Below are 17,901 nucleotides of genomic sequence, written 5' to 3'. Positions count from 1 at the left end.
CGCAGCGCAACGTCCATTCACAACGGAGAAGGAGAACCTATGCAGACTCGTCGACACTGGCTGATCGCCTCGCTTGCCATCACCGCTTCGGCCGTCCTCGCGCCCACCGCCCACGCGGCGCGCCCGGCGGTGCCCATCGTGCCGCACGATAACGTGCCGATCGTCTCCGGCAGCGGCAAAACACTCTCGCTCGACGAGATTCGCGGCGCCATTGCGCGCGGCGCCGCCGTGCACGACTGGACGGTAAGCCCCGTGCATCCGGGAGAACTCGTGGCCTCGCTGAACGTGCGCAACAAGCACTTTGCCTCGGTGACGATCAAATACACCGAAACGGCTTACTCGGTGACCTATCGCGACAGCACCAATCTTGAGTACCAACTCTCCCACCCGAACGCCTCGGCGCGCCGCGAGGACTTCCCCTCGGCGCCGCCCCCCAATACGCCGTTGATCCATCCCAACTACAACCGCTGGGTCGACACGCTCATCCGCGACATCAACACGGAGCTGCGCCGTCTCTGATGACGTCCTTTCATCGCCCCGACGGATTGCCCCGGGTCGTCGTCACCGGCATCGGGATGGTGTCCGCCGCCGGTCACACGCGCGATGCCATCGTGGACGCCCTGCGACATCGGACGAGCGGCGTTCATGAGGCGCCCGATTATGTCGCCCACGACCTGCGCACGACAGTCACCGGACGCCCTCACGCCGGATCGCTCGACGACGCGGTGGTGCCGCGCAAGCTGCGCCGCTTCATGGGGGACACGGCGCTGTATGCCTGCCATGCCGGCCTTCGCGCCGTGGCCGACGCCGGGCTCGATACCGCGACATTGAGTCGCGGGCGATGTGGTGTCGTCGTCGGCTCCGGCACCGGGGCGATGAAGGATTTTGAAGCGGCGCTGGACGTCGCGCGCGAAAGCGGCGCGGCGCGGGTGCTGCCCTACGTGGTGCCACGCGCCATGTCGAGCACCGCGCAAGCCGCCCTCTCCGCGCTCTTCGACCTGCGCGGGGTCGGCTATGCCATTTCGTCGGCGTGTTCGACATCGATTCACTGCGTGGGGCACGCCGTCGATGTGTTGCAGCTCGGACGGCAGGACGTGATGCTCGCGGGCGGCAGCGAAGAGGCCCCCTGGGGCGCGGCGATGTGTTTCGATGCGATGGGGGTACTCTCGCGCGCCCACAATGCGACGCCCGAGGGCGCCTCGCGCCCGTTCGACGCCCAACGCGACGGTTTCGTCCTCGGCGGTGGTGCCGCCATCCTCGTCCTGGAAACACTCGCCCACGCCATGGCGCGAGGCGCACGCCCGCTCGCCGAGATCACGGGGGTCGGTTCCGCCACCTGCGCGTCGCGAGCGTTCGGTGTCGACATCCCGACCATGAGCGCGGTGGTCGAAACAGCGTGTCGTGGGCTGACGGCACCGCCCACCTTCATCAGCGCCCACGCCAACGGATCCATCGACGGCGATATCGCGGAACTGCATGCGCTGGCGCACGCCTTCGGTGGGGTGGCCGAGGTCCCGGCCATCACCTCGATCAAGGGCCTGACGGGACACACCGTGGCGGCCGCGGGGGCAATGCAGATCGCGTGCGCGATCTGGGCGATGCACGAGGGTTTCGTGCCGGGCGTAGCCAATCTGGCATGCCTGGACGCCGCCGCCGCACCCTTTCCGATCCAGACAGCCCTGCAAGAGACGCTGGTAAGCCGCGTGCTGATCAACACCTTTGGCTTCGGCGGCACTTACGGCGCGCTGACGCTCGCACGAGTTTAGCGCCCGTGCCCGACCTTCCGCGCACTAGACCTTAGACGCGACAAACACGTTAAACACGTCAAACCCGTTAAACGCTTACGCGAGCGGCTTTCTCGCAACGACGTTGACCAGCGTCTCCTCACGCGCGCCGAATGCCGGGCGACGCTGCAACTTCAACCGCTCCAGCAGCCCGAAGTCCTTGGCTCGGCTCCACCACAGGTACGGATAAGACACGTTCTCGGGACCAAAGGTAAATCCCGCCGCGCGGATCATGTCGAGATACCCCGTTGCGCTTCGCTGAACGTGCATCGGATGCCGGAACAGCAGTCTGATCACCCACGAGCGGATATAGGCCTCGGTCGACTCGGCGAAACACAGCAAACCGCCCGGCTTCAGCACCCGATAGAACTCAGACAGAGCCGCCTCCTGGTGCACGAGGTGGTGGAAGGTCTGATGGCAGAACACGATGTCGCAACTGGCATCGGGCAGCGGGATCGCGGCGCAATCGCCCGCGCGCAGATCGACGGAAATCCCCGCGCTTCGCACGTGTGTCTGCGCTTCGCTCAGCGCCGGGGCGAAGCAGTCGAACCCGATCAGGCGCGACGGTGCGAAATAGCGATGCAGAAGCGGCAGAGATTGTCCGTGGCCACATCCCGCATCGAGAATGACGGGGGCCTGCGGTATCGCACCGTGCGCCAGCCTCATCAGGTCTTCGATGGCGACGCGCAGCACGTGATGACGCCAGGTGTAGGTCTTCAGAAACCAGTTCCCGAAGCGGGTCTCGGGAACAAAGGCCTTTGCGCACGATTCGGGGCGCGGGGGAAGCGCAGGCGGTGCGGGAGGCGGTTTGGCAGCAGTGGTCACAATAGCGAATACCGCCCTGGCGGCTTATCGGGTGGAAGCCCGCTATTGTGCCCACTGCACGAGTCCATGAGAAGTACGTAAAGTGCAATACTCCTGAAATTCAGGGATGCTTTCTAAATTCGAGAAAAATCCCGAATCACACGAGCCTCACGATCTGCTTGCCGAAGTTCTCGCCCTTGAGCAGACCGAGGAATGCGGCAGGCGCGTTCTCGATCCCTTGCGCCATCGTTTCGCGATAGCGCAGCTCACCTGCGGCGATGGCGTCGGTGAGCTCCTTCAGTGCCTGTGGCCAGACGTCCAGATGCTCGGTCACGATGAAGCCCTCGAGCCGCACCCGGTTCGTCAACAGCAGCCCCGGGTACTTCAGCGGAATGGGCTCGCCGTTGTAGCCGGAGATCATGCCGCACAGCGCGATACGCGAGTGGGCATTGAGGTTGCGCATGACCGCGTCGAACACGTCGCCGCCGACGTTCTCGAAATAGCCGTCGATGCCATCCGGCGCAGCAGCGCGCAGTGCTTCGTCGAGATGACCCGCCTTGTAATCGACGCACGCATCGAAGCCAAGCGTCTCCACGACGTAGGCGCACTTCTGGGCGCCCCCCGCAATCCCGACCACGCGACAACCGGCGCGCTTCGCCAGTTGACCGACCACGCTGCCCACGGCCCCCGAGGCCGCGCTGACCGCGACCGTCTCTCCGGCCTTCGGCGCGATGATTCGATTCAGGCCATACCAGGCCGTCACGCCGGGCATGCCCGCTGCGCCAAGATAGGCGCTCATCGGAATGCGTGCATCGTCGATACGGCGCAGGTTGCTGCCGTCCGAAATGCCATATTCCTGCCAGCCGAACATGGCGGCAACGGCGTCGCCCGGCTGCCAGTCCGGATGGCGCGACTCGATCACCTCACCCACGGTCGCCCCGATCATGACCGTGTCGAGGGGTTGCGGCGGCGCGTACGACTTGGTGTCGTTCATCCGCCCGCGCATGTACGGGTCGAGGGAAAGATAGAAGTTGCGCACCAGCAACTGCCCTTCGCCGATCTCCGGCAATTCGGGCGCCGCCAGGTGAAAATTGTCAAGCGTGGCTTCGCCCTTCGGGCGTGAAACCAGCAGAATCTGTCGATTAATCGTCATGGCCTTTCCTCCACGTTAGTGAGTCGCCGCGACATCTCGAATGCGCGTTATCTCGCGGTGACATCATCTCAGTGACATCGTTGATGAGTCGTCTGGCAACGACGCAAAGCATCGACCGCAGTCAGTCGCCGCGCGCTTCGTCCGGACGTCGCTGCTCGCGCACGGCGCGCCCCACCGCGAGTCGACGCAAATACTTGAAGGTGCCCATCGCCTTGGCGACGAGCTTGCCATCGGCGTCGCGCACCTCGCCCTCGCAGTACGCCATCGTTGTCGTGCGGTGCAGCAGGCAACCAAACGCCCGCATCTCACCGGCACCCGGCTGCATGAAGCTCGTCTTCATCTCGATCGTCACGACGCCCGTGCCTTCCGGCGCCACGCTCCGGCAGGCGGTGCTCATTGCAATGTCGAGCAGCGCCATCGTCGCGCCGCCATGCACGACCTCCCAGCTATTGAGATGGTGAGGCGCCAGCGGGAGACGCAGTTCCGACTCGCCTCCTTCAGCGCGCAGCAGTTCGATGCCGAGATGGTCGGTAAACCCAGAACGAATCGATAGCGTACTCATCGGGCACTCCGGCCGCACCGGCCATTACGGTAAAGCTTGTCCATCGTCATTTCATCAGCTTGCGACGCCGCGCATCATGCGCGGCGTCTGGTATTCAATCAGTCGCCTTCGACTCACTCGCGCGACACGCCGGCCGCGCTCAGCGAAGCCCAAGCGTTGGCGAGCGAGCCATTGAGATCGATGGCACGACAGGCGTGCTCGATCACACAGACATCGAAACCCGCCGCCTTCGCGTCGAGCGCGCTCCATGCCACGCAGAAATCCGTCGCCAATCCTACGCAATGCACCCGCCTCACGCCCTTGTCGCGCAGATATCCCGCCAGACCGGTCGGCGTCTTGCGATCCGCCTCCAGAAACGCCGAATAACTATCGACGTGCGCGTGATACCCCTTGCGCACCACCGCCTGCGCATGCGGAATTCGTAGCCCGGCATGCAATGCGGCGCCAGGCGTGTCCTGAACGCAATGCGTCGGCCACAAGACCTGTTCGCCATACGGCAGAACCATCGTCTCGAACGGCCGACGCCCCGCGTGATTCTCGGCAAACGACACATGCCCCGCGGGATGCCAGTCCTGCGTCAACACCACTCGCGCGAACTTGCCCGCCAAGGCGTTGATCGCGGGCACCACGGCGTCGCCCTCGGGAACCGCCAACGCGCCGCCCGGCATGAAATCGTTCTGCACGTCGATCACGAGCAGCACTTCGTCCATCGGTTTCATGGGTTTGCCCCTCATTCGTCGCAGCGACCGCCCCATTCTGGCCCCATCGCGCGCGTCCCGCTTATCCGTTGAAGCGCTTGCCGGCGTCGGCAAGTTCAACAAGCCGCGCGGCAGGCATCCAATCTTCGCCGTGCGCGTCCTGCGCAAACTCGCGCACCCGTGCGAGCACCTTGTCGAGCCCCACCGCATCGGCATAGTGCATCGGCCCGCCACGCCACAACGGGAAGCCGTAGCCGTTCAGATACACCATGTCGATGTCCGACGGGCGTGCCGCCGTGCCGTCGGCCAACACTTTCGCACCTTCGTTCACCAGCGCGTAGACGAGGCGATCCACGATCTCTTCGTCCGAGAAGGGGCGCGGCGCGATACCGTTCGCCTTGCGATAGTCGTCGATCATCTGCCCGACCTTGGCCGATTCACGAGGCGAGCGATCGCCCTCGGCGTAATCGTACCAACCCGCGTGCGTTTTCTGGCCGAAGCGTCCGGCTTCGCATACGACGTCGGCAATCTTGGGATAGACGATGCCGGGATGTTCGGCATGTCGGCGCTTGCGAATGGCCCAGCTAACGTCGTTTCCGGCCAGATCGCTGGTGCGGAACGGCCCCATCGCGAAGCCGAAGCGCTCTATGGCGGCGTCGATCTGCGCGGGCGTCGCGCCCTGCTCGACCATCCACTGAGACTGCTTGAAATACGGCTCGAGCATGCGATTGCCGATAAAGCCGTCGCAGACGCGTGCCACCACGGCAAGCTTCCCAATGCGTTTGGCCAGCTTCATCACCGTTGCCAGCACGTCCTTGCCGGTCTGCGCACCGCGCACGACCTCGAGCAAGCGCATGACGTTCGCCGGGCTGAAGAAGTGCATGCCGACGACGTCCTGCGCCCGCGATGTGGTCGCGGCCAGGGCATCGAGATCGAGCGTCGACGTGTTCGACGCCAGGATTGCCCCCGGCTTGGCCACTTTGTCGAGCTCACGGAAAACGACCTGCTTGATGGCCATCTCCTCGAACACCGCTTCGACAATCAGATCGGCATCGGCCACCGACGCGAAATCGGTACTGCCGTGAATACGTGCCTGCCGCATCTGCGCGTCGTCTGCCGTGAGCTTTCCACGCGTGACTGCACGCGCATAGTTGCCTCGTATCGCTTCGATACCGCGGGCAAGCGCCGCGTCGGTCGTGTCGACCAGCGTCACCGGAATCCCCGCGTTGGCAAAGGTCATGGCGATGCCGCTGCCCATCGTCCCGGCCCCGATGACGGCCACGCGCTCGATGTTGCGCACCGGCGTGTCGTCCGGTACGTCCGCAATCTTGGCGGCCGCGCGCTCGCCGAGAAACGCATGACGCAGCGCCTTCGACTCCGGCGAACTCACCAACGCCACAAAACACTCGCGCTCGAACTTCACACCGTCATCGAACGGGCGTTGAAGCGCCGCCTCGACGGCAGCCACGCATTTTTGCGGCGCGGGGAAATGCGGTTGCTCGCGTTGCACCTTTTCACGTGCGGCATCGATCGCGGCCTGCGCCGAGCCGTCGGCGTCATCGAGCGCCACGTCACGCAATCGCGGCAACGCGCCGCCTTGCGAGGCGATGTTGCCGGCGAAGGCGATGGCGCCCGCAAGCAGGTCGTCGCGGTTGCCTTCGAACATTGTCGAGAAGAGCGTACCGACGAGCGCTTCCGACTTCACCACACGCCCCGTCACCACCATGTCGAGCGCACGCGCCACACCGATGGCACGCGGCAGGCGCTGCGTCCCCCCCGCGCCAGGCAGCAGGCCCAGTTTGACCTCGGGCAGCGCGATCTGCGCGCCGGGCAACCCCACGCGATAGTGGCAGGCGAGCGCCAATTCGAGTCCGCCCCCCATCGCCACCGCATGCACGGCCGCCACAACGGGTTTCGCGCAGGCATCGAGCGCGGCGATCACCTCGACCAGCAGCGGGCTCTGGGTTGCCTTCGGCGTATTGAATTCGCGGATGTCGGCCCCGCCGGAGAATGCCTTGCCACCGCCGATCAGTACTACGGCGCGCACCTGAGCGTCGGCCTGGGCTTTCGCGAGCCCGTCGGCGATGCCGGAGCGCGTGGCGTGTCCCAAGCCATTCACCGGGGGATTGTCCAGCGTGATGACGGCCACGCCGTCACGAACCTCATAAACCGTGCTCATCGTTGTCTCGTTCCTTATATTCTTGGGGGCTATGTGCGGTGACGCGGTGCGTCGTTGGGCGCGCTGCGGGTGGGCAAGCAGCGGCAAGACGATCCGTGGATTCTAGCGCAGCGCTACACCTCGAGCCATTCACGGCGTATCGCGCAAGCCTCCGCCAGCCTATCGGGCGTGCCCTCGAAGACTAGTGCGCCCCGGCCCATCACGGCGACACGCTGCGCGCAGCTGAGCGCGAGCGATAGCTTCTGCTCGATGAGCAGAATGGCGACCCCGGTTGCACGCAAATCGGTCAGAATCCGGCCAATGCGCGCAACCACACGCGGTGCGAGGCCTTCCGTCGGCTCATCGACGATCAGCAGATCGGGCCCGGCCATCATCGCCCGGCACAGGGAAAGCAGTTGCTGCTCGCCGCCGGACAGCGATGCGGCTGGCGCATCGCGTCGCGGTGCCAGCTCTTCGAAGCGCTCGAACGCCTGGGCCAGTGTAAGTGCGCGATGGTTGCCGGACGTTGGCCGCACTGTACGCCCGTTCCCGGCCCGCTGCCCGAGCCATAGATTCTGCGTGACGGTCAGCGGCCCGAACACATCACGCGTTTCCGGCACATAGCCAACACCCAGCCGCGCAATCTGATGCGGTGCCAGCGACGTCAGCGATCGACCCTGCCAGCGAATGTCCCCCTCGCGCGGCAACTGCCCCATGATCGCGCGCGCCAACGTGGAGCGCCCCGCCCCGTTGCGCCCGAGCACTGCCACGATTTCGCCCGGCGCAACGCGCATCGTCACCCCGTGCAGCACCCGGCTGCCGCCATACCCGGCCCGCACGTCGATCAACTCAAGCATCGCGTGCCTCCCCGGCACGGGCGGTCTCATCGATGGCATCCGCAAATTCGCCGAGATACGCCGTACGCACGTCGGGATGCGCACGAATCCGCTCGGGCGTATCGCACGCGATGATGACCCCGCGCACCAGCACGGCGATCCGGTCGGCCAGCGAGAAGACCACCTGCATGTCGTGCTCGATCATCAACAGCGAGCGCTCCCGACTGAGGTCGGCGATCAACGCGACCATCCGTGCCGACTCGGACTGGCTCATCCCCGCCGTCGGCTCGTCGAGCAACATGACGCTGCCCGCCGATGCAGCGCACAGCCCGATCTCCAGGACGCGCTGCTCCGCGTAGCTCAGGGCTGCCGCGGGCACGTCACGTCGCGCCGACAGCCCGAGACGCGTCAACCACAGCTCGCTACGCCGTGTGACGTCGCTCAGCCCCTGCATCCGCCGCCAGAACGTGTAGCGATGACCTTCCGGCCAGAGCCCGGCGCAACGCAAATGATCAATGACGCTCATTTGCCCGAACAACTGCGACGTCTGGAAACTGCGCGACAGGCCAAGCCGGCTGATGACATGGGATGCCCGACCGGTGACATCGCAGGTGTTCATCAGAACACGCCCGTCGTCGGGCCGTGTCCTGCCCGTGATGACGTCGAACAGCGTGCTCTTGCCGGCGCCGTTGGGCCCGATGATGGCAAGCCGCTCGCCGGGCATGAGCGTCAGATCGACGCCGCACAGCACCGACGTGGGCCCGAACGATTTGCGCACGCCTCGCACGCTGAGTGCCGCGCCAGACGGAAGGGTTGGCCTCGCCGCTTGCGTCACCGCTTGCGTCATTGCCGGTCCTCCACCGAGTGTTGGGCGCCCGCCGCCGTGTGGCGCAACCAATGCCCGGCGCGCGCGACGACCACCGCCCCCGCCACGAGCGCCACGGTTGCCAGCGCCCAAGCCCCCGGCCCTGCGTATGCGCCGAAGCCCCCCACCGCCTCCGGCCCGGCGTCGCTCGCAAGGCGCGCGCCGTAAGTCATTTCGACGATGCCGATCAGCCCGCCGGTGCACATCGCCAGACCGACACAGACCACCGCGTAGGGGCGCCACAACGCACGTGCCATGCCGGTGCGCCAGGCGCGCCCGTGTGCCGCGATCAATCCGGCGATGCCGCCCGGCGCGAACAGCACGACGGCGAGGAATCCCAACCCGAGATAGAGCTGCCAGGCGCGCGTCAGTGTTGCCAGCATCACCGTCGCGAACACACCGACGACGGCGCCCAATATCGGCCCCGCGAAGTACATCGTCCCGCCAAGCACCGTGAAGACGAGTACGACGCCGGAGCGCTCAAGACTGAAGGCGTCGGCGCTGACCAGTTCGAAATTCAATGCGCCCAGCGCGCCCGCCACCCCCGCGAAAGCCGCCGCCAGGATCTGCATGCGGTAGCGCACCGCCGATGCCGATGGCCCAAGGAAAGCGACCCGCGCCGCATTGTCGCGCACGGCGCGCGCCAGGAACCCCAGCGGCGTGCGCGTGATGCCGTACATCAAGGCTGCGCAGACGAACACCCAAACGGCAACCAGCCCGTAGACCTCGCGCTGCGTTGCAAACGTCACCCCGAACCACGCCGCACCGAGCGTGCGGTCGGTCGGAATGCCGCGCTCGCCGCCGAACCACTCGGGCAGCATCCCGGCCATGACCCAGACAAGCTCCGCCACGCCCAGTGTAATCATCGCGAACGTCATTCCCGCGCGTCGTGTCGTGACGTAACCGAGCGTAGCGCCCGCCACACCTGCCGCGAGCGCACCGGCGAACGGCACGAGGGCCATCGACACCGGCAGCCCGTGCGCCCCAATACGATTCATGCACCACACGCCCGCATACGCCCCAACACCCGCATACGTCGCATGACAAAAGCTCAACAAGCCGGTCGAACCGAGCAGCAGATTGAACGACAGCGCCAGAATGGCCGCGGTCCCCATCTGCGTCATCAGGGTGAGCGCCCCATCGGAAGGAAAGCACCACGGCGCCAGGCCGAGGATAGCGGCAAAGGCCGACCACGCGCCCAGGTGGCGGCGCCAGGATACGGGCGGCGCCACCGGCGAACGGGCGATCACATTGTCCATTACCCCTCCCGCACGCCGAAAAGCCCGCGCGGACGCCATAACAGCACCGCCACCATCAGAAGATACGGCACCGCTGGCGCGAGCTGCGCCACGGTCAGGTGCGACAGGGGCGCCACGGCTTTCATGATGGCACCCGCAGCACCAGCGGTGCCGTCGGTTCCCCCAGGGCTCTGCGCCAACCACCGTGCGAGCCTCGCATCGCTCGTCACGGCCCATGTCTGGAGCAGGCCGATCAGCAACGACGCCGCAAACGCCCCGCCCAGCGAACCCAGCCCGCCGACCACGACCACGACAAACACCACGCTGCCGACCGTTGCCGCCATGCCCGGCTCGGTCACCAGCACGTTGCCCCCCGCCGCCCCCGCAAGCGCCGCCAGCGCCGCGCCACAGGCGAAAACGCCTGTGTAAAGCGCAGGCACGTCGTAACCGAGGGCCTGGGTCATCGCTGGCTGCGATAGGGCGGCCTGCAGTATCCACCCCGCCCGCGTCGCGCGAAACACGCCCCACACGAGCAGGGCAATGGCGCACGCGAGCCCCATCAGAAACAGCCGGTACGCGGGCACCGCGATGCCCGCCACATGAACGAGCACGCCTTCGAAGACCGTTGGTACGCCGTAATCGACCGGGCCGCGGCCCCATGCGAGTTGGACCAGCTCCACCACGATATACGCGAGGCCGAACGTCGCCAGCAACTCCGCCAACGCACCGCGCGCACGCAATCGCCGTAACACGCCGCGCTCGAACGCAGCCCCGATCAGGCCAACGATCAGCGGCGCGGCGAACAGCGCCGGCCAGAACCCGACCGCTGCCGAGAACGTGTAGGCAAAGTACGCCCCAAGCATGTAGAAGCTGGCATGCGCGAAGTTCAGCACGCCCAGCATGCTGAAAATCAGCGTGAGTCCGCTCGACAGCATGAACAGCAGCAGGCCGTAGCTCACGCCATTCACAAGCACGAGGCCGGCGGTGGCACTCAGCAGATGCACTGCAACTCCTTCGGGAAGACCAATGAACGACACGGCAGAGACGGCCGCATCCAGGGGAATTTCAGGCTGACATTATAGAGGGGACGGGCGACCACGGCGGCGCCGGATCGCCCGAAAAACGGCGTCAATGCTGGATTTCGGGCACCATCCGCGCGCCAGGTGAGACGTTTCCGAGCGGGCTCTCGGCCGACGCCCCCCACCCCGGAGACGGCAACACGACGCCTAGGATGCCGCCTGATAATCGCGGAACGCCTCTCGCAATTTGAGCTTGAGCATCTTGCCGGTTGCCGTGTGGGGAATCTCGTCGACGAAGACCACATCGTCAGGGATCCACCATTTCACGACCCGGCCTTGGTAGAACGCCAGCACGTCCTCGCGTGTGAGCGTCGAGCCAGGCTTGCGAACGACCACCAGCAGCGGCCGCTCCTCCCATTTCGGGTGACGAATCGCGATGCAGGCCGCCTCGTGGATCTCGGGATGCGCCATCGCGACGTTTTCCACGTCGATGGAACTGATCCACTCGCCCCCCGACTTGATCACATCCTTGCTGCGATCCGTGATCTGCACGTATCCCTCAGGATCGATCGTGGCCACGTCGCCCGTGGGGAACCAGCCGTCGACCAGCGGCGGGGTATCCGAGCGGAAGTAACGATCCAGCACCCATGGCCCGCGCGCGTACAGATCGCCAAACGCCTTGCCGTCCCACGGCAGTTCTTTGCCGTCGGGGCCCACGATTTTGAGATCGACGCCGTAGATCGCCGTCCCCTGCTTCTCGAGAATATGCTGCTGCGCCTCGGCCGGCAGGTCGCGATGATGCTTGCGCAGATGGCACAGCGTGCCCAGCGGCGACATCTCACTCATGCCCCACGCATGGATGACGCGCACCCCGTAGTCGGTCTCGAACGTGTGCAACATGGCCGGCGGGCACGCCGAACCCCCGATCACCGTGCGCTCGAGCGTCGAGAAGCGCGCGCCGATCGATTTCACATGCGTGAGCAATCCCAGCCAGACCGTCGGCACGCCGGCGGAAAACGTAACGCCCTCCGCTTCGAAGAGTTCATACAGCGACTTGCCGTCCAAATCCTTGCCGGGGAAAACCAGCTTCGCACCGACCAACGCGCTCGAATACGGTAGCCCCCATGCATTGACGTGAAACATCGGCACCACGGGCAAAACGGCGTCACGCGCCGACATGGCCATCGCGTCGGGGAGCGCTGCACCGAAGGCATGCAACACCGTCGAGCGATGACTGTAGAGCACGCCTTTCGGGTGGCCCGTCGTGCCCGACGTATAGCAAAGTCCCGAGGCCGTGTTCTCGTCCATCGACGGCCACGGGAAGTCGCCGTCTTCAACGCCGATAAGATCCTCGTAGCACAGTAGCGCCAAACTCGATGTCGGCAGATGCGCGCGATCGGTCATCGCAATCCAGCCCTGCACGCCGGGGCACTGTGGCGCGATAGTCTCGATCAGCCCAATGAAGTTGATGTCGAAGGCCACATACCGATCTTCGGCGTGATTGACGATGTAGGCGATCTGCTCAGGAAACAGGCGCGGGTTCACCGTATGCACCACGCTGCCCATGCCGGAGACGGCGTAATACAGCTCGAGGTGGCGATAGCCGTTCCACGCCAAGGTGCCCACGCGCTCGCCGTCGCCCACGCCCAGCCGGCGCAGCGCCTGCGCGAGCTGGCGGGACCGGTGCTCGACGTCACGCCAGGTATAACGGTGGATGTCGCCTTCGATGCGACGCGACACGATTTCGGTATCGCCGTGATGACGCGCGGCATGGGTGAGCAATGTGGAAATCAGGAGCGGCGCAGCCATCATCTGGCCGAGAAGCGGTGTTGCCATGCGTCGAATCTCCAGAAAAGTCGGGACAGCCTGTATGACGGAGTACGTCGTGGGACGACGGTCGTGATTTCGTGCTTCGCCAGTCGACACGTCTGAAGCACGTCGTTGGGCGCGCTTCACCGAATCGCGCTGAATCATTCTTGACGCGCGCGCGCGCCGGGTCAACGCCGATCGCTTGTGCGCCGCAGCACAGGCGCACGCGCGTGCGCGGCCGCACGCCGGCAGCACGCGACGGACACCTCAAGTAGAATGTTTGTTCACCTTCAGGAACGTCCCCAATGCCGGCTACCGACCGCTCCGCCGCTGTTTCCGCCTCACTCAAGCCCTACGGACCGCTGTCGTTGTCGAACCGTTTTGCCGCACTCGGCCCCGACTTCTACACGCGCCTCGCGCCACAGGCGTTGCCCGCGCCGTACCTGGTCGGCTTTTCCGCCGACGCGGCCCGCCTGCTCGGCTGGTCGCCCGAAGCCGCACGCGATCCCGAGTTCGTGACCACGTTCGCCGGCAATACGCCGCTGCCCGGCGGCGATCCGCTCGCCAGCGTGTATTCGGGCCACCAGTTCGGCGTGTGGGCCGGCCAATTGGGCGACGGCCGGGCACTGCTGCTCGGCGAGTCGGACGGCCCCGGCGGGCGCTGGGAAATCCAGATCAAGGGCGGCGGACTCACGCCCTACTCGCGCATGGGTGACGGACGCGCCGTGCTGCGTTCGTCGATTCGCGAGTTCCTCGGCTCGGAGGCCATGTTCCATCTCGGCGTGCCGACCACGCGCGCCCTATGCGTGATCGGCTCCGATGCCCCGGTGCGTCGCGAAACCATCGAGACGGCGGCCGTGGTCACGCGTTTGTCGCCCAGCTTCGTCCGATTCGGACACTTCGAACATTTCTGGGCAGGCGATCAGTATGGCGCGCTGCGTCAGCTGGCTGATTTCACGATCGATCATCACTACCCCCATTGCCGCGACGAGGCCAATCCGTACCTCGCTCTGCTCAGTGCCGTGTGCGATGCGACGGCCGAACTGGTCGCGCACTGGCAGGCCGTGGGCTTCTGTCACGGCGTGATGAACACCGACAACATGTCGATCCTCGGTCTGACGATCGATTACGGCCCGTTCGGCTTCCTCGACGGCTTCAACGCGCATCACATCTGCAATCACTCCGACGCGCAGGGACGCTACGCCTATCAGGCACAGCCGAACGTGGCGTACTGGAACCTCTTCTGTCTCGCCCAGGCCCTGTTGCCGCTGTTCGGCGAGGGCGAGGCGGCGATCGAGCAGGCGCAGTCGGTGCTGCCCGCGTTCAAGACCCGGTTCGCCGAGGAGATCGATCTGCGCATGCGTGCGAAGCTCGGATTGCGCGAATCGCATGCCGACGACGAAGCGCTCATCAACCGTCTGTTCAAGCTGATGCACGAGGGACGGGTCGACTTCACGCACCTGTTCCGCACGCTGGCGGGGCTTGAGCTGGAGAACCCGGCCGCCGACACCCCGCTGCGCGACATGTTCATCGATCGTGCCGGCTTCGATGCCTGGGCCGTGGATTACCGCGCGCGACTGCGCCACGAGGCCAGCACCGACGCGAAGCGTGCGGTCGCGATGCGGCTTGTCAATCCGAAGTACATCCTGCGCAATCATCTGGCGGAGATTGCAATCCGGCGTGCGCGCGAAAAGGACTTTTCGGAAGTCGACACGTTGCTCAAGGTGCTCTCGCACCCCTACGACGAACAGCCCGAATTCGAACGCTATGCCGAGCTGCCGCCCGACTGGGCCGGGCAACTCGAGGTCAGTTGCTCGTCTTGATCGACGGCACGGCGCGGCACCGACGGGACGCGGGCGTCAGCGATGCATCAGCGAGGTGTCACGCATTGCAAAACGGCGCGTCGCCCCCATCTGGGCCAGGTCTGACCATAGACGACGCGCGGCGGCAACACCGGGGCCGCCGCCCATCAGGAGACTCTCATTCATGAGCAAAGTGGAAAAAAGCGACGCCGACTGGCGTGCCCAACTCGACGACGTCGAATACCAGGTCACGCGTCATGCTGCCACCGAACGCGCCTTCACCGGCCGTTACTGGGATCATTGGCAAGACGGCACCTACCGCTGCATCTGCTGCGGCGCGCCGTTGTTCGAATCGACGGAGAAGTTCGATGCGGGTTGCGGCTGGCCGAGCTATGCGAAGCCCATCGACAAATCCGGCATCGACGAGGTGATGGATTACAGCCACGGCATGGTACGCGTGGAGGTGCGGTGCCACAACTGCGACGCCCACCTCGGACATGTGTTCGAAGACGGCCCGCAGCCGACTGGACTGCGCTATTGCATCAACTCGGCGTCGCTCGACTTCGAGGACAAGGACGGCCAGGCCGACAAGCCGGTCGACGACTGACCCGAGAATCCCCTCGGCGTCCCGTCAGCGCGCCGCTTCAACGCGCCCGATCCGTGAATTCGATCAATTTGCAGCGGGCGCCGCGCGCTTTGGGACATCCCTCGCGGGCGGGCGTCCCGGCGTGACGCGCCCGTCTGCTAAGCTGGCGCTCCCTCAATGGAACACAGGAAACGCCGCCGATGACCCGTCCGACAATTCGCTTCGCACCCCTGCTTTTCTCTGCAGCGGCATCGTTCGGCACCTTGAGTGCCGCGCCAGCCATCGCGCAGTACATGGGCCCGGCGGCCAGTGTTGCGACGACCGGCAGCGTGGTCGTGCCATCGGCCATGCCGCATGTCGCGACCGTCGGTCAGGCACTGGCCGCCCCCGACGATGCCATGACCGTCATCGAGGGCTACATCGTCAACCGACTCCGGCATGAGCACTACACGTTCCGCGACGACACGGGCCGGACCATCGTCATCGAACTCGACGACAAATACCTGCCGCCCGGCCACCAGATCAACGACAAGACGCGCGTGCGCATCACCGGCGAAGTCGACCGCCATCACCTTCGCGCCAACGATATCGACGTCAAGCGCATCGACATCCTGCCGTAAGGCACGCGGCCGCCGGCCTCGGGAAGCGATCCCGCGACCCCGCGAACCGGAGGCAAGCCGGGGTGAAGCGGCGGCACAGACGCCGCGACGCGCATTTGGCGATGTACAGCGTCCCACCACGGGCCTTTGAAATATAATGTGGGTTTGCCCCGGCGCCTGTTGCCCGAGGGCGATTTCTCCCGAAGCCCCCGAGTCGAGACTTCATGAAATTCTTTTTCGACCTGTTACCGGTCATCTTGTTTTTCGTCGCCTTCAAGTTTGCCGGCATCTATGTCGCCACCGGCATCGCGATCGCGACGACGATTGCGCAAGTCATCTGGATGTGGCTGCGTCACCGCAAGGTCGAGCCCATGCAGTGGGTGAGTCTGGCGATCATCGTGGTGTTCGGCGGCGCGACCATGTTGCTGCACGACGAGACCTTCATCAAGTGGAAGCCCACGGCGCTTTACTGGCTCTTCTCGATCACCCTGTTCGTCGCCGAACTCATCTTCGACAAGAATCTGATTCGCGCCATGATGGAAAAGCAGATGGCATTGCCCGACCCCCTGTGGCGGGCGGTGAATTTCAGCTGGGCGCTGTTCTTCCTCGCAATGGGCGCGCTGAATCTGGTCATCGCCTACCATTACTCGACCGATACATGGGTCAACTTCAAGCTCTTCGGCGGCATGGGCCTGATGGTCGTGTTCATCGTCGTGCAGAGCCTGTGGCTCTCGAAGTACATCAAGCAGGACGAATAACGTCCGTCAGGAAGTCACAGCCATGACCATGGAACAGCAAATCGAAGCGCGCCTCACCGCGGCGCTCGCCCCCCTGGAATTCGCCCTTGAGAACGACAGCGCCCGTCACGCCGGTCATGCCGGCGCGACGTCGGGCGGGCATTACAACGTCAGAATCGTGTCTGCAGCGTTTGCCGGACGTAACCGCGTGGCGCGGCACCGCCTGGTGTATGATGCGCTAGCCGATTTGATGCAAAACGGCATTCACGCCCTCGCCATCGTTGCGCTCGCCCCCGGCGAAGCGTAACTCGCATGCGACCATGCGACGTATCCCCCGTCGATTAACCTTGCCTTCGTCATTCGTTAGGAAAAACAGCATGGCATTGAAACTCGCCCGCACGGCACTGGCGCTCGGCGCCGCCGTGTCGCTGACCGCCGTCTCCCTCCCCGCTCTCGCTCAGAACGTCGCCGTCGTGAATGGCACGCCGGTGCCCGTGTCTCGTGCCGACGCCATGGTGCGTGAAATGGTCCGACAGGGTCAGCCGAACTCGCCGCAACTGCAACAGCAAGTGCGCGAAGAGCTGGTCAAGCGCGAGATCCTCGCGCAAGCGGCCGTCAGCAGCGGACTGGCTGCCAAGCCGGACGTCAAGGCGCAGCTCAAGCTGGCCGAGCAAGGCGTGCTGATTCGCGCCCTGATCGCTGACTTCCAGAAGACCTCGCCGGTCACCGACGCCGAGGTTCAGGCGCGTTATGACCAGCTCAAGAAGCAGTTCGGCGACAAGGAATATCACGCCCGTCACATTCTGGTGCCGAGCGAAGACACCGCCAAGGACATCATCGCGAAGCTCAAGGGCGGCGCGAAGTTCGCCGACCTCGCCAAGCAGTACTCGAAGGACCCCGGTTCGGCACAGAACGGCGGCGATCTCGACTGGTCACCGGCCAACGCCTACGTGCCCGAGTTCTCCGACGCCCTGCAAAAACTGCAAAAGGGTCAGTACTCGCAGACGCCGGTCAAAACGCAGTTCGGTTATCACGTGATCGAACTGGACGACGTTCGCGACGCGCAGATCCCGGCGCTCAACGATGTCAAGCCGCAGCTCGTGCAGCAAATGCAGGAAGAGAAGCTGCAAGGCTTCATCGACGGCCTCGAGAAGAAGGCCAAGATCCAGTAAGCGTTACCGGCTATCAGTTCGGCTTTGAAACGAAAATCCCGCCTTCCGGCGGGATTTTCGTTTCCAGCGTGGTATTCCA

18 protein-coding genes are annotated in these 17,901 nt (G+C 65.1%); 8 read left to right on the top strand and 10 right to left on the bottom strand.

Translation table 11 applies throughout. From position 1 onward, the window contains the following. The first annotated feature begins 39 nt into the window (after positions 1-39). Positions 40-519 carry a hypothetical protein gene (locus PanNE5_RS17575; RefSeq protein WP_261938484.1) on the top strand — a complete coding sequence of 160 codons (480 nt, stop codon included), beginning with the start codon at positions 40-42 and terminating at the stop codon, positions 517-519. Next, positions 519-1,766: a beta-ketoacyl-[acyl-carrier-protein] synthase family protein gene (locus PanNE5_RS17570; protein ID WP_261938483.1), complete on the top strand. Its 1,248-nt coding sequence runs from the start codon at positions 519-521 to the stop codon at positions 1,764-1,766. Before PanNE5_RS17575 ends, PanNE5_RS17570 begins: the two co-directional genes overlap by 1 nt. A gap of 75 nt (positions 1,767-1,841) precedes the next feature. On the opposite strand, the gene PanNE5_RS17565 is transcribed toward PanNE5_RS17570, so the two are convergent. The 10 genes from PanNE5_RS17565 to PanNE5_RS17520 all read right to left on the bottom strand — a co-directional run bounded on the left by PanNE5_RS17565 (position 1,842) and on the right by PanNE5_RS17520 (position 12,953). Continuing rightward, positions 1,842-2,477, bottom strand: a complete 636-nt coding sequence (locus PanNE5_RS17565) for a class I SAM-dependent methyltransferase (RefSeq protein ID WP_017234794.1) — start codon at positions 2,475-2,477, stop codon at positions 1,842-1,844. Positions 2,478-2,745: 268 nt separating this feature from the next. Then, positions 2,746-3,741, bottom strand: a complete 996-nt coding sequence (locus PanNE5_RS17560) for an NADP-dependent oxidoreductase (RefSeq protein WP_017234793.1) — start codon at positions 3,739-3,741, stop codon at positions 2,746-2,748. A gap of 121 nt (positions 3,742-3,862) precedes the next feature. Beyond that, a complete protein-coding gene (locus PanNE5_RS17555; protein WP_017234792.1) occupies positions 3,863-4,303 on the bottom strand; it encodes a PaaI family thioesterase in 441 nt (146 codons plus the stop codon). 113 nt (positions 4,304-4,416) lie between these two features. Further along, the gene (pncA, locus tag PanNE5_RS17550; protein WP_261938482.1) at positions 4,417-5,022 is read right to left on the bottom strand and encodes a bifunctional nicotinamidase/pyrazinamidase; all 606 of its coding nucleotides are present in this window, start codon (positions 5,020-5,022) and stop codon (positions 4,417-4,419) included. A 61-nt stretch (positions 5,023-5,083) separates the two neighbouring features. Beyond that, positions 5,084-7,180, bottom strand: coding sequence for a 3-hydroxyacyl-CoA dehydrogenase NAD-binding domain-containing protein (locus tag PanNE5_RS17545; protein ID WP_261938481.1), 2,097 nt, complete (start codon positions 7,178-7,180; stop codon positions 5,084-5,086). Positions 7,181-7,293: 113 nt separating this feature from the next. After that, positions 7,294-8,016 carry an ABC transporter ATP-binding protein gene (locus PanNE5_RS17540; protein ID WP_261938480.1) on the bottom strand — a complete coding sequence of 241 codons (723 nt, stop codon included), beginning with the start codon at positions 8,014-8,016 and terminating at the stop codon, positions 7,294-7,296. Continuing rightward, positions 8,009-8,842 (bottom strand): ABC transporter ATP-binding protein, encoded by an 834-nt coding sequence (locus PanNE5_RS17535; RefSeq protein WP_261938479.1) that lies wholly within the window; start codon positions 8,840-8,842, stop codon positions 8,009-8,011. The genes PanNE5_RS17540 and PanNE5_RS17535 overlap by 8 nt, the downstream gene beginning before the upstream one ends. After that, positions 8,839-10,119 carry a branched-chain amino acid ABC transporter permease gene (locus PanNE5_RS17530; protein WP_150562942.1) on the bottom strand — a complete coding sequence of 427 codons (1,281 nt, stop codon included), beginning with the start codon at positions 10,117-10,119 and terminating at the stop codon, positions 8,839-8,841. The genes PanNE5_RS17535 and PanNE5_RS17530 overlap by 4 nt, the downstream gene beginning before the upstream one ends. Further along, complete coding sequence (locus PanNE5_RS17525) at positions 10,119-11,033, bottom strand: branched-chain amino acid ABC transporter permease (protein WP_261939864.1); 915 nt, start codon at positions 11,031-11,033, stop codon at positions 10,119-10,121. The genes PanNE5_RS17530 and PanNE5_RS17525 overlap by 1 nt, the downstream gene beginning before the upstream one ends. Before the next feature lie 291 nt (positions 11,034-11,324). Continuing rightward, positions 11,325-12,953 (bottom strand): 3-(methylthio)propionyl-CoA ligase, encoded by a 1,629-nt coding sequence (locus PanNE5_RS17520; RefSeq protein ID WP_150562941.1) that lies wholly within the window; start codon positions 12,951-12,953, stop codon positions 11,325-11,327. A gap of 278 nt (positions 12,954-13,231) precedes the next feature. Here PanNE5_RS17520 and PanNE5_RS17515 point away from each other — a divergent pair, with 278 nt between their 5' ends. The 6 genes from PanNE5_RS17515 (at position 13,232) to PanNE5_RS17490 (ending at position 17,822) form a co-directional block, all read left to right on the top strand. After that, positions 13,232-14,749: a protein adenylyltransferase SelO gene (locus tag PanNE5_RS17515; protein ID WP_261938478.1), complete on the top strand. Its 1,518-nt coding sequence runs from the start codon at positions 13,232-13,234 to the stop codon at positions 14,747-14,749. Between the two features lie 163 nt (positions 14,750-14,912). Next, positions 14,913-15,335, top strand: a complete 423-nt coding sequence (msrB, locus tag PanNE5_RS17510; protein ID WP_017234782.1) for a peptide-methionine (R)-S-oxide reductase MsrB — start codon at positions 14,913-14,915, stop codon at positions 15,333-15,335. A gap of 179 nt (positions 15,336-15,514) precedes the next feature. Beyond that, a complete protein-coding gene (locus PanNE5_RS17505) occupies positions 15,515-15,934 on the top strand; it encodes a YgiW/YdeI family stress tolerance OB fold protein (protein ID WP_017234781.1) in 420 nt (139 codons plus the stop codon). Between the two features lie 203 nt (positions 15,935-16,137). Beyond that, positions 16,138-16,671: a septation protein A gene (locus tag PanNE5_RS17500; RefSeq protein ID WP_017234780.1), complete on the top strand. Its 534-nt coding sequence runs from the start codon at positions 16,138-16,140 to the stop codon at positions 16,669-16,671. 22 nt (positions 16,672-16,693) lie between these two features. Further along, positions 16,694-16,957, top strand: coding sequence for a BolA family protein (locus tag PanNE5_RS17495; protein WP_017234779.1), 264 nt, complete (start codon positions 16,694-16,696; stop codon positions 16,955-16,957). Between the two features lie 70 nt (positions 16,958-17,027). Beyond that, positions 17,028-17,822: a peptidylprolyl isomerase gene (locus PanNE5_RS17490; protein WP_017234778.1), complete on the top strand. Its 795-nt coding sequence runs from the start codon at positions 17,028-17,030 to the stop codon at positions 17,820-17,822. The last annotated feature ends 79 nt before the right edge of the window (positions 17,823-17,901 follow it).

It is taken from the genome of Pandoraea sp. NE5 (genome assembly GCF_024363545.1).
GTDB lineage: Bacteria > Pseudomonadota > Gammaproteobacteria > Burkholderiales > Burkholderiaceae > Pandoraea > Pandoraea cepalis.
The sequence above is the reverse complement of the archived record's forward strand: the minus strand, read 5'-3'. Positions and strand labels throughout refer to the sequence as shown.